The following is a 23,729-nucleotide window of genomic DNA, read 5'->3' as shown; positions in this document are numbered from 1 at the left end:
AGGCAATAAAAGCGTTTTGTGAACCTAAAACGCAATAAGGATCAAAAAAAGCGGCCAGACGGCCGCGCTATGGCAACTGCGGCGGCAAATCAGGCGTGCGGTGTGAAGATCTCCTGTGCATGCACCTTGGCACGCCGCGCACCTTCAATGTGATCCCGCAACAGAGCGGCAGCGCGCAGCAGGTCGTGCTGCGCAATCGCGTCGAGAATGGCGAGGTGTTCCAATGCCTGCTCCTGACGAGGTTTGCGCGCTCTTGCCTGACGGTATTCGACGAGTCGCCGCAAGCGGTCCATGCGCCGCACCGACTGGGCGATGAAACGGTTGCCGGACCATCTGGCGATCGTTTCGTGAAACTCGCTGTTCGCCTCGAACAACTCGACCGAGTTCATCGACAGATAGCCGCTTTCAGCGATAAAGCGCTGCCGCCGCCTCAATTCCTCCAGTTCGACGCGATTCGCGCTGAAGGTCGGCGACATGACGCCAGTCGGCTCGATGGCCGCCCGGAAAAGATAGCTTTCCTCGTAGGCATCGACCGAATCGATCATCGGCATGAACTGCCAGCCGTGGCCCACCTGGCGCTCGAGCCAGCCCTCTTCCTGCATGCGGGAGAGCACGCGCCGCAGTTCGCTGCGCGAGACCTCGTATTGCCGCATCAGATCGGCTTCGGATAGGACATCGGGCAGCCGATGCGCGAGACGGTCCTCGGCGATCTTCAGGTACAGCGGATCGTCGGGTTCCTCAAAAAACGGCGCCGCTATATCCGTCACGTCGCGGGCAGGCCTGGCCATAAAGAAGCCGCGATTGGCGTCGTAGTAGACCACCCCCAGCGTCACGAGATGATGCAGGGCCACGTTCACCGGTGTGCGCGACGTGCCGATTTTCTCCGCAAGGATCGATTCAGCGAGGCGGTCGCCGATGGCGAGATCTTCGCGCCTTGCCAGCGCAAGTATCTCCCGCGTCACGCGGGTTTGTAGCGGGGTCAGGGCCGCAGCCGTGGTGTCTTCGGAGGAGCGCATGTGGATCGCGGGCAAAGGACAGCCGTTCACGACCGCCCGGTGAGGCGATGCATCTGAAAGACCGATCTGCGATTTTGCCATTGCCTGCTTCTCCGGTGACTGCCGGTTTCGAGTCGTGCCAGGGTAACCACCGAGCACAAGGCCGTTTGCATATTGCGTTTTATGATCATAGAATGCAAAACATCGAAACACAAGCAGCGCTGCATTGCCCTGGAGAAAACCCCGATGTCCCGCACCCTTCCCAATCACACCGTCGAATTTGTCAGCGTCGCCGACGCAATGGCGTCTCTCGAGGCGGCGCAGTTCGCCCGCATGCCGTATTGCGTGCGGGTGTTCGCAGAGAACGTCATTCGCCGGCAGCCCGCGGCGGACGCAGCACACTATTTGAAGGCGCTGGCGGCGCGTTGTCACGACGTCGACTTTCCGTACTACCCGGCGCGCGTCGTATTGCAGGATCTGCTCGGCACCCCGGCCCTGGTCGATCTTGCGGGCATGCGCGACGCGGTCGCAGAAGCGGGCGGCGACGCCGCCACAATCAACCCCGTCGTGCCCACGCATCTCGTGGTCGATCACTCGCTGAATGTCGAGGTTGCCGGGGACGACCCTGAGGCGATGTCAAAGAACATGGCGATCGAGCAGAGCAAGAACGCCGAACGCTTTGAATTCCTCGCGTGGTGCAAGCAGGCGTTTTCGAATCTTGACGTACTGATGCCTGGCAACGGCATCCTGCATCAGGTAAACATCGAATATCTGTCGCCCGTCATCCAGGTGAAAGACGGCGTGGCCTACCCCGATACGCTCGTCGGCACGGATAGCCATACGACCATGATTAATGCGCTTGGCGTGCTGGGCTGGGGTGTGGGTGGCATCGAGGCGGAATCAGTGATGCTCGGGCGCGCGGTGTGGTTGCGCTTGCCGACCATCGTCGGTGTGGAGCTCAAAGGCTTCCGGCAGCCAGGCGTGACAGCGACCGACCTCGTGTTGGCGATCACCGAGTTTCTGCGCACGCAGAAGGTGGTCGGCACCATCATAGAGTTTTACGGCGAGGGCGCGCGCGCGATGACGCTGAGCGACCGCGCGACGATTTCCAACATGGCGCCTGAATTCGGCGCCACCGCAGCGCTTTTTGCCATGGACGAAAAGACACTCGAGTTCATGCGTGTGACTGGCCGGTCGGATGCGCAGATCGCGCTGACGGAAAGCTACGCGAAGGCGCAGGGTCTATGGGCGGACGATCTTGCCGACGCGGAATATGACCGGACCTTGGCGTTCGATCTATCGGAAGTGCGCCGCGCACTCGCAGGGCCGTCCAACCCGCACGACCGTGTGCCGCTGTCAGCGCTCGTCAGCCGGGGTATCGCTCGACCGGCCGCGCAACACGCCAGGGAGAAGGAAGCACCGTCCGACGTCAAACTCGATGACGGTGCCATTGTCATCGCGGCGATTACGAGCTGCACCAATACTTCGAACCCGCGCAATATGATCGCCGCGGGCCTCGTTGCCCGTAAGGCGGTCGCACTCGGGCTGCAACGCAAACCGTGGGTCAAAACATCGCTCGCTCCCGGATCGAAGCCGGTGGAAATCTACCTGCGGGAGGCGGGACTGATGTCCCCGCTTGAGGCACTTGGTTTCGGCATCATCGGCTTCGGCTGCACGTCGTGCAACGGTATGTCGGGACCGCTCCCAGAAGAGATCGAAGCGGACATCGTAAAGCGGGATGTTCATGCCGTCGCCGTCCTTTCAGGGAACCGCAATTTTAACGGCCGCATTCATCCGCGGGTGAAGGAAGCGTTCCTCGCGTCGCCACCGCTGGTGGTCGCCTATGCGATTGCCGGCACGATCAATGTCGACATCGAGAACGGTGTGGTCGCCACGGACAAGGACGGCAACCCCGTGTATCTGAAGGACTTATGGCCGACGGATGAAGAGATCGACACGCTACTTAAGGCGAGCATCCATGGGGAACAGTACCTGCGCATTTACACGGAGATGTTCCGCAAGGCTGGACAACTGGAAGGTGCCGAGGCAGTGCCGGCACGCTTTCCGTGGCGCGAAGATAGTAACTACATCCGTCGCCCGCCCTATTGGCAGGCGAGTCTCACGCAGCCTGCGCGACTCCAGCAGATGCGCGCCATTGGCGTGTTCGGAGACAACGTCACGACAGATGACCTGTCACCGTCGGGCGCGATTCTTCCGGAAAGCGCCGCAGGCGAATATCTGATTGCCAACGGCGTCAATGCGGCGGAGTTCAACTCGTATGGCACGCGGCGAGGCGATCATAAGGTGGCCATTCGAGCGACCTTTGCGAACAACCGCTTGCGCAATGAAATGGCCGGTGAGAAGGAAGGCTCTCTCACCCGGATGGAGCCGGAAGGCATCACGATGCGTCTCTACGATGCAGCAGAACGCTATATCGAGCGTGGGCAGGAACTCATCGTCGTGGCGGGGAAGAACTACGGTGCGGGCTCGTCCCGGGACTGGGCCGCGAAAGGCGTTCGCCTCATCGGCGTGCGCGCTGTCGTCTGTGAAAACTTCGAGCGCATTCATCGCTCGAACCTGGTCGGCATGGGCGTGCTGCCGCTCGAATTCTCTGAAGGAGTGACTCGGCGCACGTTGGCGCTCGATGGATCGGAGACGTATTCGATCGAAGGTATCGATGGTGCGATTGAGCCTGGCGGCTTTCTGACGTTGCGTATCGGCCGACGTAACGGCGAAACGCTGAGCACGCTCGTCAAGTGCCGGATAGACACGCGTGAAGAGGTGCAGATTTTTGAAGCGGGCGGCCTGCTGCCGCGCATTGCGGGCGAGTACATGACTGCGGCGTGAGGCAATGACCGCGATGAAAACGATTTATATCTATGTCGGCTGTCGAACGACGCGCGAGCGGAACGCGCGCGGCCGCGGCATCAGCATCTATGCAGTCGACCCCGCGAACCAGCGCTGGGAACTGACAGATATCTGTCTGGCGTCTGAAAACCCATCGTTTCTCACATTGAACGCGAGGCAGGATGTTCTTTATGCGGTTCATGGGGACGGCAGCGAGCTTAGCAGCTATCACGTCGATCATTCGAGCGGACGTTTGAGCCTCTTGAACCGGCAATCATGCGAAGGCAGAAATCCCGTACATCTTGCGTTCTCGCGCGACGGCTCTTCACTTGTTGTCGCCAATTACGCAACAGGGACGGTAGCCCGGATTCCAGTCGGTACAGAGGGGGAGCTGGCACCTGTGTCGTCGCTCGTTTCGCTGTCGGGCACGCCGGGTCCGAACCGGACCGAGCAAGCCGGGTCTCATCCGCATCAGGTATCCCGCTACGCTACGACTCGATACAACACCAACTGGCACATCGTCCCGGACAAGGGACTCGATACGGTGTTCGCGATTCAATGGCTGGAGACCGGTGAACCGCGCGTTGTCGGACACCGATGCAGGTCCGGCGCCGGTCCCCGGCATGCAGCGTTTCACCCGGCGTTGCCGCTCGTCTACGTGGCAAACGAACTGGATTCGACCGTTACGGCATGGGGCTTTGATGTCTTCACCGGAGCGCTGGAACCGCTGCATACCGTTTCGGTGATCCCCTGCAACGCCCACGGCGATACAAGCGCCGCCGGCATTGCGATCGATTCCACGGGACGTTTTCTGTATGTGTCCAACCGCGGTCATGATTCGGTCGCTACGTTGCCGCTCGACGGCTCAAGTGGAATGCCGGGTCAGCCGCGCTGGATCGACACCCAAGGCAATTTCCCGCGCTTCATCAGTCTCGACCCTTCGGGAAGTTATCTGTACGTCGCTAACGAGCGATCCGACAGCATCGTCCAGTACGCGCTCGACAAGACAAGTGGCATGCCCTCGCCAACGGGGCAGACGGTGCACACCGGCAGTCCCGTATGCATCGTATTCAAAACCATTCAGGAGTGACACGTGGCTCAAACCAGAATTCCATCCGTCTATATGCGCGGTGGCACCAGCAAGGGGGTGTTTTTTCGGGCCGACAGTTTGCCGTCGGACCCAGCAGAGCGTGACCGGATCCTGCTGCGCGTGACCGGCAGTCCCGATCCCTATGAGAAGCAGACGGATGGCATGGGTGGAGCGACCTCCAGCACGAGCAAGGTGGTGGTCGTGGGGCCTTCCTCGCGCCCGGACTGCGACGTCGATTACCTGTTCGGTGCCGTATCGATCGACAAACCTGTGATCGACTGGTCCGGCAACTGCGGAAATCTGACGTCGGCCGTCGGTCCATTTGCCATTGCACAGGGTCTGGTGAACGCGCCGACCGACGGCACCGCGACAGTGCGAATCTGGCAGGCGAACATCAACGCGAGGATTATCGCGCACGTGCCCATGAAAGATGGCCAGGTCGAGGAGGAAGGCGACTTCGAGCTCGACGGCGTAACGTTCCCGGCTGCCGAAATCCGCATCGAATTCCTCGATCCCGGGGGCAGCGATGAGGGTGACGAACTTTCGGGCGGCATGTTCCCGACGGGCAATGTCGTCGACGCCATCGATGTTCCAGACTACGGGACTTACCGGCTTACGCTGATCAATGCGGGCAACCCCGCTATTTTCATCAACGCGGAAGATCTCGGGCTGAAGGCCAACGAGATGCAACGCGACATCAACGACGATGCAGCACTCCTTGCCAAATGTGAAGCAATCCGTGCCCATGCGGCGGTGAAAATGGGGCTGGCGGCGACTCCGCAGGAGGTGACTGAGTTGCGCCCTCATACACCGAAGCTGGCGTTCGTTGCATTGCCGCGTGCGTACACCGCGTCTAGCGGCAAACGGATCGAACCTGCGATGGTGGATATCAACGCACGAATCTTGTCGATGGGAAAGCTGCATCACGCAATGACCGGCACTGGCGCGGTGGCCATTGCCGTTGCGGCAGCGATACCCGGAACGGTCGTGAACGTGCTGATGCCCGCGACCCGGACGGAACAGGTACGGTTCGGCCATCCGTCGGGCGTGATGGCGGTAGGCGCCGAAGCGGAACAGCGCAACGGCACATGGGTGGTCAGCAAGGCAATCATGAGCCGAAGCGCCCGCCGCCTGATGGAAGGTCACGTGCTGGTGCCGACCCCGCTTGCACAAAACTCATCCCGCTAAAACCAGCAGAACTTCCAAGGCCCGGTTGCAGAACCCACTACAAGGAGGAGACATCCATGACTTTCCCGCTTCGCCGTCTTGTCATGCTCGCTGCAGTGTCGAGCGCTTTCTGCGCCTGCGCGGCTCATGCGGACGAAAAGATCACCATCATCGTCGGCGGTATCAACAAGCTGATCTATCTTCCACCGAAGCTGGCGGAAAGCCTGGGTTATTTCAAGGACGAGGGACTCGATGTCGAACTGCAGTCCCAGCAGGCGGGTGTTGACGCCGAAAATGAACTGCTCGCGGGAGCTGCCCAAGCAGTCGTCGGCTTCTATGATCATTCGATCGACTTGCAGGCGAAGGGTAAGGACGTAGAAAGTATTGTGATATTCGGTCTTGTACCCGGAAGCATGGAAATGGTCCGCGCCGACGCTGCGAACCAGATCAGGAACATGGGCGATATCAAAGGGAAAACGCTTGGCGTGACGGGGCTGGGTTCCTCGTCCACGTTCCTCGGACAATACCTCGCGTCGCGATATGGTCTGAAGACGAGCGATTTCTCGATGCTGCCGGTGGGTGCCGGAAACAGCCTGATGGCGGCCTTCAAACAGAAACGCGTGGACGTTGCATGGACGACAGAGCCCACGACATCTTTGCTGCGTACAACCGGAGATGCGAAGGTTCTTGTGGACCTGAGCAGCGTTGAAGGAACCCGGGCCGCCCTTGGAGGCCTATACCCCGCCTCCAGTCTTTATGTGCGGCGTACCTGGGCGCAGTCGCACAAGACAGAAGCGGCCAAACTCGCCAGAGCATTTGTCAGGACCTTGCGATTCATTCAAACGCACCCGGCAGAAGAAATCGCGACGAAGATGCCGACGGACTACTACGGCGGCAACAAGGCCCTTTACTTGCAGGCGTTGAAGGCTTCTCTGCCCATGTACTCGCCGGATGGCAAGATGCCGCCTGGAGGGCCAGAAACGGTGCTGAAAGTGATGAGCGAATTCAACCCGAATATCAAAGGGAAGCATATCGATCTGTCGAGTACCTACACGAACGAGTTCGTGAATCAGGTCAGATAGGGGAGCGAGCTTCGATGGAACTGAATGATGCAATCGTCTCGGCACTTGTGCCCACTGGTACGCTGCGCGTAACGATCAATCTGGGTAATCCCATTCTCGCGAACACGGATCAAGCCACGGGAAAACCATTCGGAGTTTCAGTCGATCTCGCGACTGAACTGGCTGAGTTCCTGAGGGTGCCTGTTGAGTTTCTTGTAGTCGATGCGGCGGCTAAGGCCGTCGATGCAGTGACAAATGGGCGAGCAGACCTCGGTTTCTTCGCGATCGACCCTGTCCGTGGCGCAGGGATCTCATTTACTTCGCCGTATCTATTGATCGAAGGTTGTTACCTAGTCCGGCAGGAGTCACCGATTACTGACAGTAGCCAGGTCGATGAAGCGCACAATCGCGTGGCGGTTGGCGGCGGGAGCGCGTATGACCTTTTTTTGAGCCGGGAGCTCACGCGGGCCGACATCGTTCGTGTAGCGACATCTCCGGCCGTGGTCGATACATTTGTCAAGCATGGCCTCGAGGTTGCTGCCGGGGTTAAACAGCAACTGCTCTCTGATGCCAGGCAACATACAGGGCTGCGCCTACTAGATGACCCGTTTATGGTGATTCAGCAGGCTATGGGTGTGGCGAAAGCGCGAGGCGATGCCGTAACGCAGCTGCTGGAAGCGTTCGTTGACGAACTTAAAACATCAGGCCACATATCCTGTCTGTTGGCGCGGCATGACATACACGGTGCTACGGTGGCGCCCCTGCAAGGTAGGGCTGGATTACGGCCGCGTGACAAATGCGGCAGGGGCGTGCGCTGCTATGAGGTTCCGATCGGCTATTCCCGAACCGTAGTCGAATGACTGTGAGGGAGCGAAATATGCCCTTTGCATAAGTTCACCGCTGGCCAGCGGATGATGTGGGCTCATGGGACGGTTCGCGGGCCACAAACGGCCATTGGATCATCCAAAGCGAACGGCCGCTTCCCGCCGTCGGGATGCGGTCGTTCTTGGCAGCAACTGTCACGTTACGTAAATCGGTAGGGTTAGCCAGTCATTTGATCGGTCACGCGAGCCAAGTCTTGATAGACGCGGCCATCGTCCCCGTCGAAATGCCGTAGCGGTCGTGCAGCGTTGGCAGGGCGCCCGCGTCGAGAAACTCGTCAGGCAGTGCGATCTGCCGGAACGGCGGCGTCACGCCCGCGCCGAGCAGCGTGCATGCCACGGCTTCGCCGAGTCCGCCGATCACCGTATGATTTTCCGCGACGATCACCATGCGGCCCGTCCGCTTCGCTTCGCGCAGGATCGCGGCAGTATCGAGCGGCTTGATGGTCGGCACGTGCAGCACGGCGACGCCGATGTTGTCCGCTTCCAGCGCCTTCGCGACTTCGAGCGAGCGCATCGTCATAATTCCGGATGAGATGAGCAGCACGTCGTTGCCGTCGCGCAGCAGGTTCGCCTTGCGGAGTTCGAACTTGTAGTCGTATTCGTCGAGGACGGCGGGCACGTTGCCGCGCAACAGGCGCGCGTAGACGGGACCTTTGTGCGCGGCGATGGCCGGCACCATCTGCTCGATATCGAGCGCGTCGCACGGATCGATCACAGTCATGTTCGGCATCGCGCGCATCAGCGCGAGATCCTCGGCAGCCTGGTGACTCGGGCCATAGCCTGTCGTGAGACCTGGCAGTGCTGCCACAATTTTTACGTCGAGGTTGTCCTCAGCGATTGCCTGATGGATAAAGTCATAGGCGCGGCGCGTGGCGAACACCGCGTAGGTTGTCACGAACGGCTGTGCGCCTTCATGCGCGAAGCCTGCCGCGGCGCCCATCAGCAACTGTTCGGCCATCCCCATCTGGTAATAGCGCTCGGGGAACGCCTTCGCGAAGATGTGCAGGTCGGTGTATTTACCGAGGTCGGCTGTCATGCCGATCACGTTGGTCTTAGTGCGTGCGAGTTCGGCAAGCGCGTGGCCGAACGGCGCGGAACGGGTAATCTGGCCTTCGCCCGCAATCGACGCGATCATCGCCGATGTTTTCAGGCGCGGTTTTTTCTCAACGGTGCTCATGCTTTTCTCCCTGCTTCGAGTGCTTCGAGCGCGAGTTGCCACTCGTGCGCGTCGACGCGGATAAAGTGGTTCTTCTCGCGTTGTTCGAGGAACGGTACGCCGCAGCCCATCTTCGTGTCGCACACGATGATGCGCGGTTGCGGCTTGGCGTGATTACGTGCGTTATCAAAGGCCAGCTTCACGGCTTCGATGTCATTGCCATTCACGCGCTGCGTGTACCAGCCGAATGCCTCGAGTTTCTCGACGAGTGGCTCGAACGCCATGATTTGCGTCGACGGGCCGTCGGCCTGCTGGTTGTTCACATCGACCATCGCGATCAGGTTGTCGAGCTTCCAGTGCGCGGCGGACATCAGGCCTTCCCAGATCGCGCCTTCGTCGAGTTCGCCATCGGAGAAGAGCGTGTAGACGAACGCGTTCGACCCTTTGCGCTTGAGCCCGAGGCAGCGGCCCACGGCAATCGTCAGGCCGTGGCCGAGCGAGCCCCCCGACATTTCCATCCCCGGCGTATAGCTCGCCATGCCGGACATGGGCAGACGGCTGTCATCGCTGCCATAGGTTTCGAGTTCTTCTGCGGGCAGGATGCCGGCTTCGAAGAGGGCGGCGTACAGCGCAATCGCGTAGTGACCATTGGACAGCAGGAAGCGGTCGCGATCTTCCCAATCGGGGTCCTGTGGGCGGTAACGCATGGCGCCGAAGTACGCCACGGCCAGTACGTCTGCGATGTCGAGCGCCTGGCCGATATAGCCCTGGCCTTGTACTTCGCCCATCAGCAGCGCGTTTCTCCTGATCCGGTACGCGCGCTCAGCGAGCGAGACGTCCTCGGTAATAATTTCGGTGTCCATGTATTGCTCCTTTGATGTCGAGAGAATCCTGAAAACGTCAGCGGTTGACGGACCTCGCCGGGACGAGGAAAACGAGCGCGGCACCCAGCGTCACCGCCACGGATATAAAGATGAGGCCCGCAGTCGATTTGCCAGTCAGATCATTGAGCCAGCCGACGATGGCGGGTGAGAAGAATCCCGCCAGATTGGCGAAACAATTCACAGCGGCGATGCCCGCAGCGGCCGATACCCCGCCAAGCAGTGAAGTCGGCAACGACCAGAACTGCGAAGACGATGCGAGGATGCCGGCGGCGGCAACACTCAGGCAGATGATCGATGCCGCGACGCTGCCCAGCGCAGGCAAGGTTGCAAAACCTGCTGCTGCGATCAGCATCGGAATCGCGAGGTGGAAGCGGCGTTCGCGTCGGCGGTCCGCGCTCATGCCGATCAGCGGCAGCGCGACGAGCGCGCACAGGTAGGGAATCGCGGTGAAAATGCCGACCCACAGCGGGTCCGATACACCGGCTTTGCGCACGATGGTCGGCAGCCAGAAAGTCAGACCGTACTGGCCGAGCACGACGCAGAAGTAGATCGCGGCCATCAGCCACAGGCGGCGGTCGCCGATGAACGCCCGAATCGAGAGGTGAGCCGTCTTGTGCGCATTGTCTCCAGCGACATTGCGGGCGAGCAGTGTCTTTTCGGAGTCGGTGAGCCACTTCGCCTTCGCGATGCTGTCATCGAGGTACAGCAGGATCGCGATGCCGAGCACCAGCGATGGCACGGCTTCGAGCAGGAACAGCCACTTCCATCCCGCCATCGACATTGCGCCCTGCAGCGAATGCATGATCGAACCCGACAGAGGGCCGCCAATGATGCCTGCCAGCGGAATCGCCATGAAGAACAGCGACAACGCTTTCGCGCGGCGCGCGGAGGGAAACCAATAGGTCAGGTACAGGATCACGCCCGGCGCAAATCCCGCTTCGGCCACGCCGAGCAAGAAGCGCAGCATGTAGAAGACGGTTGGCGATTTGACGAACACGAAGCTCGCGGAGATAACCGCCCACGTGAGCATGATCCGCGCAAGCCACTTGCGCGCACCGACCCGGTGAAGAATGAGATTACTTGGGACTTCGAACAAAAAGTAGCCGAGAAAGAAAATGCCCGCGCCTACGCCATAGACGGTCTCGCTGAAGCGCAGATCGCTCAGCATCTGAAGTTTCGCAAAGCCCACGTTGACGCGATCGAGATACGCGCCCAGGTAGCACAGCATCAGAAAGGGAATCAATCGGCGGCTGACCTTCGCGTAAGTCTTGGCCTCGAATGTCGGCGAGTCGCCGCGCGGGATCGCATCGCCCGCAACGGGCGGTGCGGTGTATCTGGATTTCATGTGTCTGTCTCCTGCCACGGCCCCGGTTTGTCCCGGGTGCTTCGGGATGCCGCGCACGCGCGGCGCTGTCGTCAGTGAATCAGCATGCCGCCGTTCACGTCGAGTGTGATGCCCGTCAGGTAGGTCGAGAGGTCACTGACCAGAAAGAGGCAGGCGTTCGCGACATCCGCTGCATCGCCGAGCCGCCCGAGGGGGATGCCCTTGATGATTTCGGCGCGCATGTCGGGCGTCAGTTTGTCGCCCGTGATGTCCGTCTGGATCAGACCTGGCGTGATGGAATTGACACGGATGTGATCCGCACCAAACTCGCGTGCCACGGCTTTCGCGAGCCCGAGCACGCCCGCTTTGGCGGCGCTGTAGTGCGGCCCGCCGAAGATGCCGCCCCCGCGTTGCGCGGAAACCGACGACATGCAGACGATGCTGCCGCCGTTTTGCTCCTTCATCGCGGGAATCACCGCCTGCGACATATAGAGGGTGCCACGCAGATTAACGTCGACGATCGCGTCGAAATCCCTGGCGCCGATTTCGAGCGTGCGCACCGGCTGCGTGATACCTGCATTATTGATGAGGCCGTCGATGCGGCCGTAGCGTTCGAGCGTCGCACGCGCAGCGGCTACACAAGCGTCCTTGTCGGTGACATCGCAGGCGAGGCCGAGATGTTCAGGGCCGAGATCGGCAGCGGCGGCTTGCGCGTCTTCCTTGCGCAGGTCGAGGATCACGACACGCGCGCCCTGTGCGGCCAGCGCCTTTGCGGTCGCCTTGCCGATACCACGGGGCGATGCCGCACCCGTCACCACGATAACCTTGTTCTCGAGCAGCATTGCTTGTCTCCTGAGTGTCGATGGTGCTTGTAGTGTCAGCGGACAAGGCGACGGCATCAACGCGGAAACGCTCAACAATGGCTGAGAAAAATTCAGGTGGACGCTGCCTCCCGCTCGATCCATGCGAGAAAACGTTCGACGCGCGGCAATTCGGCGTTTTGCATCGGGTAAACCAGATGATGTGCGCCGACTTCAATGGAATATGTCTCGTCGAAAACAGGCACCAGCAGTCCGTCCCTAATTTTCACCGATGCGAGCATAAGGCTCTCGAGCGCGATGCCGAGGCCGAGTGCCGCCGTTTCGATCGACATGTAGGAGCGGTCGAACGAAAAATCGAACGTCTTCTGCTTCGCGGATACGCCTGTTCTGCCGAACCATTGCTTCCATTGGACGAGCGGTGTCTCTGAATAGATCAGACGATGCGCCAGCAGGTCTTCCGGAGTCTCGACGGGATGCCGCTCAAGGTAGGCAGGCGAAGCAAGCGGCGCAATGAATTCGCCACGCACCGTTTTCACTTCCAGATTGTCCCAGTTGCCGTAGCCGTGCCTGATGTCGATGTCGTAGTAGCCGTTCGAAAACGAGACGTTCTCGTACGAGCAGGCCAGATTGAGCTGAATATCGCCATTAGCTTCCTGAAATGACGACAACCTGGGAAGTAGCCACATGAGTCCAAAGCTCGGGCTCGAATGCACCCGCAAGATGTCAACCTCCGTACGGCTCGACGCGCGCTCTGTCGCGCGGCTCAGATCCGCAAGTGACCCGGTCACGTCGGAAAGGTAGCGCTCGCCAATCGGCGTCAACACGAGACCACGCCCGGACCGCTGGAACAACGGCTGCCCGATGATCGATTCGAGATTGCTGAGCTGATGGCTCACGGCCGACGCGGTCAGACCCAGTTCTTCCGCTGCGCGATTCACGCTTTTGGTTCTGGCGACACTCTCGAACGCGATGATGGACTTGAGCGGAGGAATACGCATCGTGAAATTTTTTTCAGTTGCGGTTGAATGAAACCGACTTGTTCGCACGTCTTCTGCACTGCCATTCTGTCGACAACCCGCACAGCGTGCACATAGCCGATACGACGGCAACCGCGACGCGGCGGGTTGAAAGTCTCAGCTTCCAACCACATACCAACTTGGCGCAGTGCACAACTGCGCAGGAGACAGACATGCATTATCCGGCTTTCCCTCCTGACGCGCGATCGCCTTTCGCCACCTGACGCGCAAGTCACGATTCCCACATTCACTGAGTCCGCGGTGGACGACCATCGGTCCATCCGGCTATGCGAGCACGTTGCGTCTGTCTCACGGGATTGCTGCCGTGCGTCAAATGTATATCGCGACTGGAGATTCGACATGACTCAACCGCCGTATGTGTTGTCGGCACGCTCGATCGTCAAGAGCTTCGGCCCGACGAGCGTGTTAAGAGGATTTGATCTGTCGATCGCACCGGGCGAGGTGCATGCGTTCCTCGGTGGGAATGGCGCGGGCAAGTCCACGCTCATCAAGATCATCTCCGGCCAGCACGAACGCGATGGCGGCACGCTCGAATTCGACGGCAAGGAGATCGGCGCTTCCGCCGCCGCGCATGTTGAAGCGGGCGCAATCGCAGTGGTGAACCAGGAACTTGCGCTGCTGCCGCATTTGTCGGTCACTGAAAACATCGCGATGCCGCGCTTGCGGCGCGCGACGCAGAAATACAGCGAGCGCGCAGCGAAAGTGATTGCGATCGACGCGCTGTCACTGATCGACCCGCATTTCGCACGCCAATCCGCCGAACGTCTGGTGGGTGATTTGACGCTGCATGAGCGGCAACTCGTCGAGATTGCGCGCTCGCTCGGTTCGGGCGCAAAGCTGTTGCTGCTCGACGAACCCACGGCGAACCTCACTGCGGCCGAAACCGCCCGTCTCTTTGCGGTCATTCGCCGGCTGATCGCGGACACCGGGCTTGCGGTGCTGTTCGTCTCGCACCGGATGCGCGAGATCCGTCAGATCGCCGACGTCTGCACGATCATCCGCGACGGCAAGACGGCTGTCGACCGCGTTGCGCTTGATGCGATCACCGACCGCGAGATTGTCGAATGCATGGGGCAAAGTGTCGAACCCGACGAGCAGGCGAATGCGATCGCTATTAACGCGACGCAGACGCACGACGTAAGTGATGGCCACGCGACCCTCAGCATCAGCGAAGGCGACACGATCACGATCGAACACGAAGGCATAGGCGTGGACATCCGGCCGGGTTCGATCATGGGACTGGCGGGTGCGCCTACGGGGCCGTCCGCGCTGATCACCGCATTGACGGGACTCGCCGCCGATCATGCATGGAACTTGAAGCGCAATGGCGCGACGGTGGCCTACACGAGTCCGTCCGCGGCGGCGCGCGATGGCGTCGGCTTCATCTCGGGCGACCGTGCGAACAAGGGCATCCTCGAAACACTGCCTATTGTCGATAACCTCGTCGCGGCGCAGCGTATCGTCGAGCGCCGTAACGTTGCGCACAAGCAGGAAGTGCAACAGGGCACGCGGCTTCTCGAAGCGTTGAACATTCGCGCCGGCTCGCTCTGGGATCTGCCATCTACGTTGAGCGGCGGCACGCAGCAGAAGTTGCTCGTCGCGAGATGGCTCACGCTCAAGCCGAAGCTGCTGGTGCTCGAAGAGCCGACGCGCGGCGTCGATATCCGCACCAAGCGCGAGATCTACGCGCTGATCCGCAAGATGGCCGCGCAGGGCACGGCCGTGGTCTGGTGGTCGACGGAGTATGTCGAACTCGTCGAACTGTGCGATACGGTGCTCGCCTTCGATCTGGACGGACGCCCGACTGGTGTGCTGCGCCATGCCGATGTCAATGAAACCAATCTGGCTAACGCGACGGGCATGGCTGCCTGAAAACGTTCCCGCGTAGCGCGTTGCCACGCATTCCAATCTGGAGACAACCATGAAGACAGTCACCCACCCGATCGCAAGCGAGGGCCCTCAGTCGGCCAGGACGGCCCGCCGCTTGCTTTCCACCTACCGCACCGAAATTGCGATCGCGATCGCCATCATCATCATCGAGCTGGCCGTCGGCATGGTCGTCCCCGCCGCGCTGTCGGGCGGCAACATCGCGAACGTCACTCAGGCGGCGGCGCCGCTCGTGCTGATGGCATTCGGCGTGCTGCTCGTGATCATCACGGGCGGCATCGACCTCTCGGTCGGCTCGGTGTTCTCGTTGACGGGCATGGTCACGGGACTCGCGATGATGCATGGATTCGGCGCGATCGCCAGCAGTCTTGCGGGGCTTTCCGTGGGTCTTTTGATTGGCCTGATCAACGGCGGGCTCGTCACCTTCGTCGGACTCGCGCCGTTCGTGGTCACGTTGAGCACGTATGCGATCGCGGGGAGTCTGTCGTTCATCGTCACGGATGGCCACTCGTTGCCGATCTCCGATCCCAATTACTACCTGCTCAACTCCGGCTCGCTCATTCCGGGCTTGCCGAACTATGCATTGTGGTGCGTGTTGCTGCTCGTCGCCATTGAGTTCTGTCTGCACAAGGTGGTTGCGGGACGCTGGTTGTATGCCGTGGGCAGCAGCAGTTCGTCGGCGCGTGTGATCGGTGTTCCCGTCAATCGCGTGCGGCTTTCCGCGTATCTGCTGTCGGGACTGCTGGCTTCGTTCGCAGGGATCGTCAGCATCTCGTACATCAGCAATGCCGAGGCCACGGCGGGTTCGAGCCTCATGTTGCAGGCGATTGCAGCCGTCGTAATCGGCGGCGCGAGCCTCTTCGGTGGAACGGGTTCTGCAATCGGCGCGCTGCTCGGCTCGCTGATGATTACGATTATTCAGAACGGCGCAAATCTGATCGGTGTGAACAGCTTCTGGCAAGGCACCGTGACAGGGATCGTCATTCTTATCGCGGTGCTCGTCGACCGCATTACCAAGGCACGGCGTTAAGCCGCGTTAAACAAGGTTCAAGGAGACAAATATGATCAAGATCGAAACGCAAAAGCAGGGCGGCGCGCGCAAGCCATTCGGCCGGTTGGTCGCGGCGGCCGTACTGGTTGCTGCCGCCATGGCGTCGCAAACGTCGTTCGCGCAGGCGAAGCAGACGGTTGCGTATATCGCGCCGTCATTGGATATTTCCTACTGGCAGTGGGTTGCCTATGGCGTCAAGCAACGGGCGAAAGAACTCGGCATGAACTATGTCGAGTTCACGTCGGAGAATTCCCCCGCCAAGCAGATGGACAACGTTCGTACGGCGCTGACGCGCGGTGTCACCGCAATCGTGATGGGGCCCGTCAGTTCGACCAGCACGCCGCCCGTGCTGCGCCTGCTAAAGGAGAAGTCCGTGCCGATCGCGTTCACGGGAATCGGGCCGGGGGCGGGACAGACCGATTTCACGTCGGCCGTCACCGCAAACAACTATGAAACGGGCAGGGCGCAAGGCTCATATGTTTGCAAGCTGGCGAAGGAGCGCGGCGGCAACAAGGTCGCGATGCTGTCGCTGCCGCAGGATCGCGAGAACGCACAAAAGTATATGAAGGGTGCGCAGGAGTCGTTCAAGGCCGATGGTTGTGAACTCGTGCAGGTACTGGAGACACATGGCCTGACGGTCAACGAGGCCGTCTCGCAAGCCAACGACATTCTCACCGCGCATCCTGATGTGAAGGCGATCTACGGTATGTACGACGAAGCCGCCACGGGCGCGGCCAAAGCGCTGCAAACGCGCGGCCTCACCGGGAAAGTCGCCGTCGTGACGGCGGACGGCAGCCCGACGACGATCCGCCTGCTGCGCGACGGTGCGATTCAGGGCATCTTCCTGCAGGAAGCGGTCGGGCAGGGCATCGATGCGACAAGCCAGGTGTTCAATGCGCTCAACCACAAGCCGACCACGCAGGAACTGGCGCTGAAGGAACCGCTCGTGACGAAGGACACGATCGATCACCCTGAAGCACAGGCCACTGTAAAGCGCGTGTATCCGCCTTCGGCTGGTAACTATTGAGCAGCGACTTGATCTGTTAGCCGTCCACCTTGCCGTGGACGGCGCTTCGATTTGAATGAATTAACTAGATCCGGAGACACCGTGGACAACTTTCCCATTATCGACCCGCATCATCATCTGTACGATCTCAAGACCGGAAACTATCCGTGGTTGCAGGGGCCGATGCTCAAGCGGGTATTCGGCGACTATTCGGCAATACGCAAAGACTATCTCATCGACGATTTTCTGGCCGACATCAAGAACCAGAACGTGGTGAAGACCGTGCATCTTCAGGTCGAGTACGACCATAACGATTCCGTCGCCGAAACGCGATGGCTGCAGAGCGTGGCCGACACGCACGGTTATCCGCATGGCATCGTTGGCTTTGCTGATTTGTCTTCTCCAGATGTGCAGGCGGTGATAGAAGCGCATTGCGAATTTCCAAATGTACGCGGCATCCGGCAATGCCTCAATTTCCATCGCGACCCTGTAAAGACGTTTATCGACAGTCCGCATCTGATGAGTGATAGCCAGTGGCGCAAGGGATATGCGCTGCTCAAACGCTATAACTTGTCGTTCGATCTGCAGCTTTACTACACGCAGATGGAAGAGGCCGTCGCGCTGGCGCGCGAATTCCCGGATACGCCTATCGTGTTGAATCACACGGGCATGCCCGTTGACCGAACGCCGGAAGAAATCGAAGCCTGGAAGGAGGCCATGAAACTGTTGGCGTCGGCGCCAAACGTGTCATGCAAGATTTCGGGGTTAGGTATGGGCGACTGGAAATGGACCGTCGACAGTATCCGCCCGTTCGTAATGGCCGCAATTCACGCGTTCGGTGTGGAGCGCTGCATGTTCGCAAGCAACTTTCCCGTCGACAAGCTTTTCAGCAGTTACGACGACGTGTTCAACGCGTTCAGGGCCATTACGAAAGACTTTTCGCCGCAGGAACGTCGTGCGCTATTCCATGACAATGCGGAGCGGATATATCGACTCTAAGACTGATCAAACTAGCAATACGCCCGAGCATCGGCCGACATGAGCGTCGGCTTTGCCGTCATAAACGGTCACGTGCGCTGGGTTGATGGAAGGCTGCTTGGGTCGAACACGGCCGGCCCGCCGATAAAGCGGTAGTTTCGGAGCTTACCTCGCGAGCAAGTATGTGGGCGTGAGTGAACACTCCCAGCCGGTCAGGAATGTCGCCCTCTCGCTTCCACGTTTTCCTGCGCCTTGCAGGAGGGCGGTGTGTGAACTAGGTCCTCCTAAATTGAGGAGACGAGGGCGTCGATTGTGATGCTCTCACACCGCCGATTTTCGTACAGCATGCGCCATAGACCGGCAGTCTGAAAATGTGCCCATGGCGACCAAAACCGGCGGAAGCCAATCCTGCCATCCCTCGTCTCGATGTTGTTTATTTATCCGCCAGCTAAACGCTTTCGGCGAGGTCGGTCGGATATGTCCGTGAGATATTCACCGGTGTCTACGGGACACTCGCAACGAGTCCGATGGTCTCTCTCTTTGCGCGACGGCGTACCACGCCGCGTGAGCGTGGGATGGTCGATTGATCGAGTCTGCGTACGGGCGAGCCGATTGCTGCGCAATGATCTGGTCCACGACCGATATTTGAATAACAGGTGTCTGCGACGGTCATAGCTGGAGTCGGTAACCGCATGCGCTGAATCGGTAACGTGGATCCAGCTTCGGGCGGCTTTGGATTTCCCAAAATCCGCACGGCCAGTCCCGACGGTATGTCATCAGGGCTATCGGGAGTCCGTTGGGCAAGGGATGTAGTCTGCGAACTCGTCGTGTTGCTGTCGGCGCGCAGTTCCTCGGGCCCATCCTGATGGTCAGAGCGCCTCTGTCCGATGGTAGGAGTGGTTCGGCAACTCGCCGTCGTGGCGTCTGCCTGAAGTCTTTCCATGCGTTTTCCGGACGCCAGCTTGCGCCAGTTGCTCCTGCCAGACGCGTCCAAAATATTTCTTTTATTCCGACGCGATTCGTCTGATTCCATGACGTTCCGATAGCGAAAATCTGACCAAAAAGCAGGTATTGACGGGGTATTCCTGAGTGAACAAGATGGAGTGAAGAGAGCACGACGGAGAGAGCCATGCCGGTTGCGAAAAGCTATACCCGAGCGCAATGGGATGAACTTGCCCGCTCTCTGGAATCGCTGCCGGTCAAGCCAGAGGCCGAGCAGCGCGTCTCGATTACCGATGCGATGAAAGAGATGCGTCCGGTGATCGGTGCGGTGAGAAAGAAGGGATATACGCTGGAAGAAATCGTTGAACATGCAAGGAAGAGGGGCGTCGATTTTAGCGTTGGCTCGGTCAAGTACGCGTTATATCCCTCGAAGCAAGACAAGCCAGTTCGACAGGTTGCAAAGGAATCGGCACGAGGCGATGCCGCGCCATTACCCCGTGTGAAGAGGTTGAGCAAGGACAACGTACCGCGCGCGGAGGCTGCCAGAGAGATTCAGAAGCAGGATGGGGGAAAGCCAGTCAGCAAGCCCGGAAGCATGGTGATGCGCGACCAGTTCTCATTCGAGATACGGCCCGACACCGAGAACCTTTAGAGGATCCAAATGGACATGACGACTTACCCGATCTATCTCGTCGGTGGCAGCAAGGGAGGTGTCGGCAAGAGCTTTGTTGCACTCGCGCTGGTCGATTATCTCCTGCGGCGGGATATACATGCGGCGTTGGTAGAAACCGATACCTCAAATCCGGACGTGATGAAAGCGGTTCAGGATGAGATGCGTTGCGTCGCCTACAACCTGGACGATGCAGACGGCTGGATCGGTCTCGTCAATTTCTGCGATGAGCAACGGGATGCCGTGATCGTAGTCAACACGGCGGCGCGGAGCCAGATGGGTGTCGAGCAGTTCGGCGCAACGCTGGCCGGCGCGCTTGGCGAGCTTCGGCGTCGGCTTGTTGTCCTGTGGGTGATCAACCGGCAACGTGACAGCCTTGAACTTCTGAACGCTTTCAGCGAGACGTTCCCGGACGCGGTGACGAATGTCGTACGCAATGGCTACTTCGGTCCGGCGGAAAAGTTCACGCTATATCAGGGATCGCAGCTTCGCCGCTCCATCGAAGCGCGCGGTCATTCGCTGGACTTTCCCGATCTCGCCGATCGGGTTGCCGACGAGCTTCGCAGCCAGCGCATGTCGATCCGCAAGGCGGCGGAGACGATGCATATCGGTGAGCGGGTCGAGCTATTGCGTTGGCGTTCGTTGTGCGATGCCATGTTTGCCAAGGTCACGGTCGATGGATAACGGGCAGGGCAGGCCGGTAGATGCGCTTGCCTCCCTGTTTCTCGACGTCACCGGCGAATTACCCGACGACGCCAGTGTGCTGCGAATGCGGCGGATATCAGGCGCACTCAACCTGCGTGACAACGATGCGCTGTGGTCTGTGCTGGTCATGCTCGAGCACTACGGGCGACTCTACGAGACCATGCCGGAGCGCGTCCGGCAGGCAGGCGCGGGCAGCCTGGATGCCATGCGGACGGAGGCACGGGCAGCGACGGATGCGCTCATGACTCAGCATCGTGACGCGCTCGCGCGCTGCAAGGCCACGATCGAACTGGCCGGACAGATGACCGATGAGCACGAGGCGCGCTACCGGGCCGCGCTTGCAGCGCTGAATGATGAGGCGCTGGCTGCGCTTACGCAGCGGGCGGCGAGCCACATTGCTCGCGTTGCCGGAAACCGGATCGTGGGCGCAACTGCGGTTGCCGCGCGCGAGCAGCGGCAGCGGCTCGATGCGGCGCTCGCGTCAGTCGAGCGGAGGATCATGCGGGCGTGTTACGGACTGGTCGCTGGCGGGCTGGTCGTGATGCTGCTGGCGGCAGGCGCGGGTGGGCTGGCGGGATGGTGGGCAGGTATCCATTGGGGACGGGCGGACGGCGTGCCGTCCGCCCGCACGGGTCATACCTCGTCGGCATCGCCTTCCATGAACGCGACGGCGAGGCGGAGCATACCTGCCACAGTGTCGTTCTGGACGAAGGCGATCATCGATGGCCGGTAGCCTTGATCTTCGGTGCGGGCGAGGGCCATGGCATAGGGCTGGCCTTCGTTGTATTGCAGGTCGGTGGCGTCGACGAAAGTCAGGTAGAGGACCGGAAGCCTTCGGCATTGGTGGCGAGTACGGTCATGCGGATGCGGTCGGACACGAGATGTTCCACCGGTTCAGTCTGGCAGGCGGCGGATACGGGCTTGCCGCCTGCCTTGCCCCGTTGCCGGGGCGAGGGGGGCGTTACGCCCCGAGCGGGCGGGATTGCTCGCCGTTCATGCCGTCGGCAGTCGGGAAAGGCCACGGCGTCAGCGGGCTAGCGGCCGCGGGCACAGCTTCCGCGTCGGTGGGCGTGTCGTTGACGTGTTCCGTGCCGTTACCGGCGTCGGGTTCCGCGTCAGTGTCTCCGTCCTCCGGCGTTTCGTCCGCGCCGTCTCCGGTATCCGCGTCGTCGCGGTCGTCCTCATCGTCGTCGTCACGGTTTTCCCATGACGGCGCGGCCGGGACGTCACGATCGGTGAGGATTTCCGGGAGCCATGCTGCCTTGGCGAGCCGCAGCTCGGCGGCGGCTGCCGCGTCGGCCTTCTTCATCTTGTCGAGGTCGGCAGCGGCCTTGGGAGACACGGTGGCAGACACGACTTCCGCGATACGCGCCTTGCTGACGTGATAGAAATACGTAGCGCGCGTCGGCGTCCAGTACCGGGTCATGTCGAGGTTCAGCGCTCCCGCGAGCCGGTTGATCGCATGCGGCTTTTCCTCGCCCGCGATGCCGTCGAGCAGGGTGCCGGTGCAGAACGCGAGCAGTTCGAGCAGAGTCGTACCGGGATCCTGCTCGATGAGCCACGGCAGCAGGTCGCCCCGTTTTGCGGGCAGTTCCGCAATCCAGCGTTCCCGATGCGTTTCGATGGCATTCCATGCGGGGCTGGCGGGCAGGTCGTCGGCTACTCGCAGCAGGCTATCATGGTTGTTCTCGCCCGACAGCGCGAGATAGCCGTGAGAGGAGACATGCCCGTAGTGCTCGGGCAGTGCCTTCGGGATCAGATAGTGCAGCATGGCGGCGAGCGCCACGGCGGGCTGCGCGACCAGTTCCGCGTGGACGGCAGCGGTGCGGTGCGCGGTGAGCCGCTGGCAGAGTTTCGCGCTGTGGACGGGCTTAACCTTCGGAGCCTTGGTGGACCCGGTGTCCGGGCCTTCGGCTGTGGCCATGCCGGTGACCGTCGCGCCTGCCGCGTCGAGCGCCGCGCTGTTCTCGCGTCGCACGAGGCCGCGTTCGATGACGAGTTCACCCTGCGGTCCGACGATCACGAATGTACCCGCCTCGGCCATCTGCTGCGCGTCCCATACGAGCGCGCGACTTTCGAGTGCGATGATTGCCGCATTGACCCGCTCGATTTCGTCGTTGAGCCGGTCGGCTTCTTCGTAGGCATCTTCATCGTTCTCCGAGAGTGCATCGATCTTTTCAGCGAGTTCGTCCTGCTGCGCGGTGAGGGCGTCCATTTCACGCTGCTCGTCGTCGGTGTATTGGCACTGCACCGGGCGCAGTCTGCCGTGCCGGTTCAGTTCGGTAAAATCGCGCTCGACACGCGTCTCGGTCCAGCCCCATCCCTCGGCGCGGACTTCCTCGGCGGCGGCGTCGAGCTTCTGCGCGACGAGTTTCTGCAGCAGTTCGGCGTCGGCAATGTATCCGGCGTTCTCGTCGTCGCTGAATAGGTCGCGGCGCACGTATCCGCCCGCTGCCTCATAGGCGGCGAGGCCGACGAAGCGCACGAGGCGGCTGCGGCTCGCGTCGATCTCGGCGCGCGTAATGGCCTGTCGCAGGTAGTTCGGCTGGCGCTGCCACTCGTTTGCGTCGAACCAGATATGTTCCTGCGTTTCGTGGTCGTCTGCGAGGGCGAGTGCCGCAAGCTGATCGAGCGTGATCGCGTCCTCACGCAGCAGGGCAAGCAGTTTGGGTGATACGTTGGCGAGCTTCATGCGACGCTTGACGGTGAGCGGCGAGGCGGAGAAAAGCGCCGCGATGTAATCGACGCTGCGGCCTTCCTCTGCGAGCATCCGGTATGCGCGCAGAACGTCGAACGGGTCGAGTCCTTCGCGTTCGCTGTTTTCGATCAGGCTGATCGCGAGGGCTTCCCCTTCGCTGACGATCCGCACCGGCACCGGATAGTCGGCCGCGATATGCTTCTGCTCGTGCAGCAGGTCGAGCGCGGCTTCGCGGCGCTGGCCCGCACAGACGCCGTACTTGCGCTGTTTACCGCGTGAGCCCTTCATCTCGTGGACGACGAGGTTTTGCAGCAGTCCCTTCGCCCGGATATTGGCGGCAAGCGCTGGAATGTTCGACAGCGGTTTCGTGCGGGCGTTGAGCGGTGAGGGCCGCAGGCTGGAATATGGCACGGTGACGACCGGCTGTTCGTTGCCGAAGTTGGTTTCGAGCGGGGAGGTCATTTCGACGGCATCTGCCGTGGTGGTTGTGATCTGAGCTTGCATGACTGACTCCAGAAAAATTGGC

The 23,729-nt window shown here is 60.7% G+C and carries 19 protein-coding genes; 12 read left to right on the top strand and 7 right to left on the bottom strand.

Features of this window, described 5'->3' with window-relative positions:
- Window positions 1–89: 89 nt before the first annotated feature.
- Window positions 90–1,097: a GntR family transcriptional regulator gene (locus tag DSC91_RS17715; RefSeq protein ID WP_229758057.1), complete on the bottom strand. Its 1,008-nt coding sequence runs from the start codon at window positions 1,095–1,097 to the stop codon at window positions 90–92.
- Window positions 1,098–1,241: 144 nt separating this feature from the next.
- Between DSC91_RS17715 and acnA the strand changes: the two genes are divergently transcribed.
- From acnA to DSC91_RS17690, 5 genes are all read left to right on the top strand, one after another.
- Complete coding sequence (gene acnA / locus DSC91_RS17710; RefSeq protein WP_115780163.1) at window positions 1,242–3,842, top strand: aconitate hydratase AcnA; 2,601 nt, start codon at window positions 1,242–1,244, stop codon at window positions 3,840–3,842.
- Window positions 3,843–3,846: 4 nt separating this feature from the next.
- Window positions 3,847–4,932 carry a lactonase family protein gene (locus DSC91_RS17705; RefSeq protein ID WP_115780162.1) on the top strand — a complete coding sequence of 362 codons (1,086 nt, stop codon included), beginning with the start codon at window positions 3,847–3,849 and terminating at the stop codon, window positions 4,930–4,932.
- A 3-nt stretch (window positions 4,933–4,935) separates the two neighbouring features.
- Complete coding sequence (prpF, locus tag DSC91_RS17700; RefSeq protein WP_115780161.1) at window positions 4,936–6,120, top strand: 2-methylaconitate cis-trans isomerase PrpF; 1,185 nt, start codon at window positions 4,936–4,938, stop codon at window positions 6,118–6,120.
- A gap of 83 nt (window positions 6,121–6,203) precedes the next feature.
- Window positions 6,204–7,181: an ABC transporter substrate-binding protein gene (locus DSC91_RS17695; protein WP_229758075.1), complete on the top strand. Its 978-nt coding sequence runs from the start codon at window positions 6,204–6,206 to the stop codon at window positions 7,179–7,181.
- Window positions 7,182–7,195: 14 nt separating this feature from the next.
- Complete coding sequence (locus tag DSC91_RS17690) at window positions 7,196–8,020, top strand: transporter substrate-binding domain-containing protein (RefSeq protein WP_115780159.1); 825 nt, start codon at window positions 7,196–7,198, stop codon at window positions 8,018–8,020.
- 202 nt (window positions 8,021–8,222) lie between these two features.
- Here DSC91_RS17690 and DSC91_RS17685 read toward each other — a convergent pair whose 3' ends face one another.
- The 5 genes from DSC91_RS17685 to DSC91_RS17665 all read right to left on the bottom strand — a co-directional run bounded on the left by DSC91_RS17685 (window position 8,223) and on the right by DSC91_RS17665 (window position 13,227).
- Window positions 8,223–9,221, bottom strand: coding sequence for a transketolase family protein (locus DSC91_RS17685; RefSeq protein WP_115780158.1), 999 nt, complete (start codon window positions 9,219–9,221; stop codon window positions 8,223–8,225).
- Window positions 9,218–10,063, bottom strand: coding sequence for a transketolase (locus DSC91_RS17680; protein ID WP_115780157.1), 846 nt, complete (start codon window positions 10,061–10,063; stop codon window positions 9,218–9,220). The genes DSC91_RS17685 and DSC91_RS17680 overlap by 4 nt, the downstream gene beginning before the upstream one ends.
- A 37-nt stretch (window positions 10,064–10,100) precedes the next feature.
- The gene (locus DSC91_RS17675; protein WP_115780156.1) at window positions 10,101–11,429 is read right to left on the bottom strand and encodes an MFS transporter; all 1,329 of its coding nucleotides are present in this window, start codon (window positions 11,427–11,429) and stop codon (window positions 10,101–10,103) included.
- Between the two features lie 71 nt (window positions 11,430–11,500).
- Entirely contained in the window at window positions 11,501–12,250 is a 750-nt protein-coding gene (locus DSC91_RS17670; RefSeq protein WP_115780155.1) for an SDR family NAD(P)-dependent oxidoreductase, read from the bottom strand.
- A 92-nt stretch (window positions 12,251–12,342) separates the two neighbouring features.
- Entirely contained in the window at window positions 12,343–13,227 is an 885-nt protein-coding gene (locus DSC91_RS17665) for a LysR substrate-binding domain-containing protein (RefSeq protein WP_115780154.1), read from the bottom strand.
- A 378-nt stretch (window positions 13,228–13,605) separates the two neighbouring features.
- Here DSC91_RS17665 and DSC91_RS17660 point away from each other — a divergent pair, with 378 nt between their 5' ends.
- From DSC91_RS17660 to DSC91_RS17630, 7 genes are all read left to right on the top strand, one after another.
- Entirely contained in the window at window positions 13,606–15,138 is a 1,533-nt protein-coding gene (locus DSC91_RS17660; RefSeq protein ID WP_115780153.1) for a sugar ABC transporter ATP-binding protein, read from the top strand.
- Window positions 15,139–15,187: 49 nt separating this feature from the next.
- Window positions 15,188–16,183: an ABC transporter permease gene (locus tag DSC91_RS17655; protein WP_115780152.1), complete on the top strand. Its 996-nt coding sequence runs from the start codon at window positions 15,188–15,190 to the stop codon at window positions 16,181–16,183.
- 31 nt (window positions 16,184–16,214) lie between these two features.
- Window positions 16,215–17,231 carry a substrate-binding domain-containing protein gene (locus DSC91_RS17650; protein WP_229758059.1) on the top strand — a complete coding sequence of 339 codons (1,017 nt, stop codon included), beginning with the start codon at window positions 16,215–16,217 and terminating at the stop codon, window positions 17,229–17,231.
- Window positions 17,232–17,312: 81 nt separating this feature from the next.
- Window positions 17,313–18,209 carry an amidohydrolase family protein gene (locus DSC91_RS17645; protein WP_115780151.1) on the top strand — a complete coding sequence of 299 codons (897 nt, stop codon included), beginning with the start codon at window positions 17,313–17,315 and terminating at the stop codon, window positions 18,207–18,209.
- 1,108 nt (window positions 18,210–19,317) lie between these two features.
- Window positions 19,318–19,782, top strand: a complete 465-nt coding sequence (locus tag DSC91_RS17640; protein WP_115780150.1) for a hypothetical protein — start codon at window positions 19,318–19,320, stop codon at window positions 19,780–19,782.
- A gap of 9 nt (window positions 19,783–19,791) precedes the next feature.
- The gene (locus DSC91_RS17635; protein WP_115780149.1) at window positions 19,792–20,484 is read left to right on the top strand and encodes a nucleotide-binding protein; all 693 of its coding nucleotides are present in this window, start codon (window positions 19,792–19,794) and stop codon (window positions 20,482–20,484) included.
- Window positions 20,477–21,238, top strand: a complete 762-nt coding sequence (locus DSC91_RS17630) for a hypothetical protein (protein ID WP_115780148.1) — start codon at window positions 20,477–20,479, stop codon at window positions 21,236–21,238. Before DSC91_RS17635 ends, DSC91_RS17630 begins: the two co-directional genes overlap by 8 nt.
- Window positions 21,239–21,466: 228 nt before the next feature.
- Here the strand turns inward: DSC91_RS17630 and DSC91_RS17620 are convergent, their stop codons facing one another.
- The gene (locus tag DSC91_RS17620; RefSeq protein WP_115780147.1) at window positions 21,467–23,707 is read right to left on the bottom strand and encodes a ParB/RepB/Spo0J family partition protein; all 2,241 of its coding nucleotides are present in this window, start codon (window positions 23,705–23,707) and stop codon (window positions 21,467–21,469) included.
- Between the last annotated feature and the right edge of the window lie 22 nt (window positions 23,708–23,729).

The organism is Paraburkholderia caffeinilytica, assembly GCF_003368325.1.
Taxonomy (GTDB): Bacteria; Pseudomonadota; Gammaproteobacteria; order Burkholderiales; family Burkholderiaceae; genus Paraburkholderia; species Paraburkholderia caffeinilytica.
Note: the sequence above shows the minus strand (reverse complement) of the source record. Positions and strands in the feature narration are given on the sequence as shown.

Coding starts and splice junctions, on each gene's coding strand:
- DSC91_RS17715 (WP_229758057.1), bottom strand. CDS start 1,097: ATGGCAAAATCGCAGATCGGTCTTTCAGATGCATCGCCTCACCGGGCG.
- acnA (WP_115780163.1), top strand. CDS start 1,242: ATGTCCCGCACCCTTCCCAATCACACCGTCGAATTTGTCAGCGTCGCC.
- DSC91_RS17705 (WP_115780162.1), top strand. CDS start 3,847: ATGACCGCGATGAAAACGATTTATATCTATGTCGGCTGTCGAACGACG.
- DSC91_RS17695 (WP_229758075.1), top strand. CDS start 6,204: ATGCTCGCTGCAGTGTCGAGCGCTTTCTGCGCCTGCGCGGCTCATGCG.
- DSC91_RS17690 (WP_115780159.1), top strand. CDS start 7,196: ATGGAACTGAATGATGCAATCGTCTCGGCACTTGTGCCCACTGGTACG.
- DSC91_RS17685 (WP_115780158.1), bottom strand. CDS start 9,221: ATGAGCACCGTTGAGAAAAAACCGCGCCTGAAAACATCGGCGATGATC.
- DSC91_RS17680 (WP_115780157.1), bottom strand. CDS start 10,063: ATGGACACCGAAATTATTACCGAGGACGTCTCGCTCGCTGAGCGCGCG.
- DSC91_RS17675 (WP_115780156.1), bottom strand. CDS start 11,429: ATGAAATCCAGATACACCGCACCGCCCGTTGCGGGCGATGCGATCCCG.
- DSC91_RS17670 (WP_115780155.1), bottom strand. CDS start 12,250: ATGCTGCTCGAGAACAAGGTTATCGTGGTGACGGGTGCGGCATCGCCC.
- DSC91_RS17665 (WP_115780154.1), bottom strand. CDS start 13,227: ATGCGTATTCCTCCGCTCAAGTCCATCATCGCGTTCGAGAGTGTCGCC.
- DSC91_RS17660 (WP_115780153.1), top strand. CDS start 13,606: ATGACTCAACCGCCGTATGTGTTGTCGGCACGCTCGATCGTCAAGAGC.
- DSC91_RS17655 (WP_115780152.1), top strand. CDS start 15,188: ATGAAGACAGTCACCCACCCGATCGCAAGCGAGGGCCCTCAGTCGGCC.
- DSC91_RS17650 (WP_229758059.1), top strand. CDS start 16,215: ATGATCAAGATCGAAACGCAAAAGCAGGGCGGCGCGCGCAAGCCATTC.
- DSC91_RS17640 (WP_115780150.1), top strand. CDS start 19,318: ATGCCGGTTGCGAAAAGCTATACCCGAGCGCAATGGGATGAACTTGCC.
- DSC91_RS17635 (WP_115780149.1), top strand. CDS start 19,792: ATGGACATGACGACTTACCCGATCTATCTCGTCGGTGGCAGCAAGGGA.
- DSC91_RS17630 (WP_115780148.1), top strand. CDS start 20,477: ATGGATAACGGGCAGGGCAGGCCGGTAGATGCGCTTGCCTCCCTGTTT.
- DSC91_RS17620 (WP_115780147.1), bottom strand. CDS start 23,707: ATGCAAGCTCAGATCACAACCACCACGGCAGATGCCGTCGAAATGACC.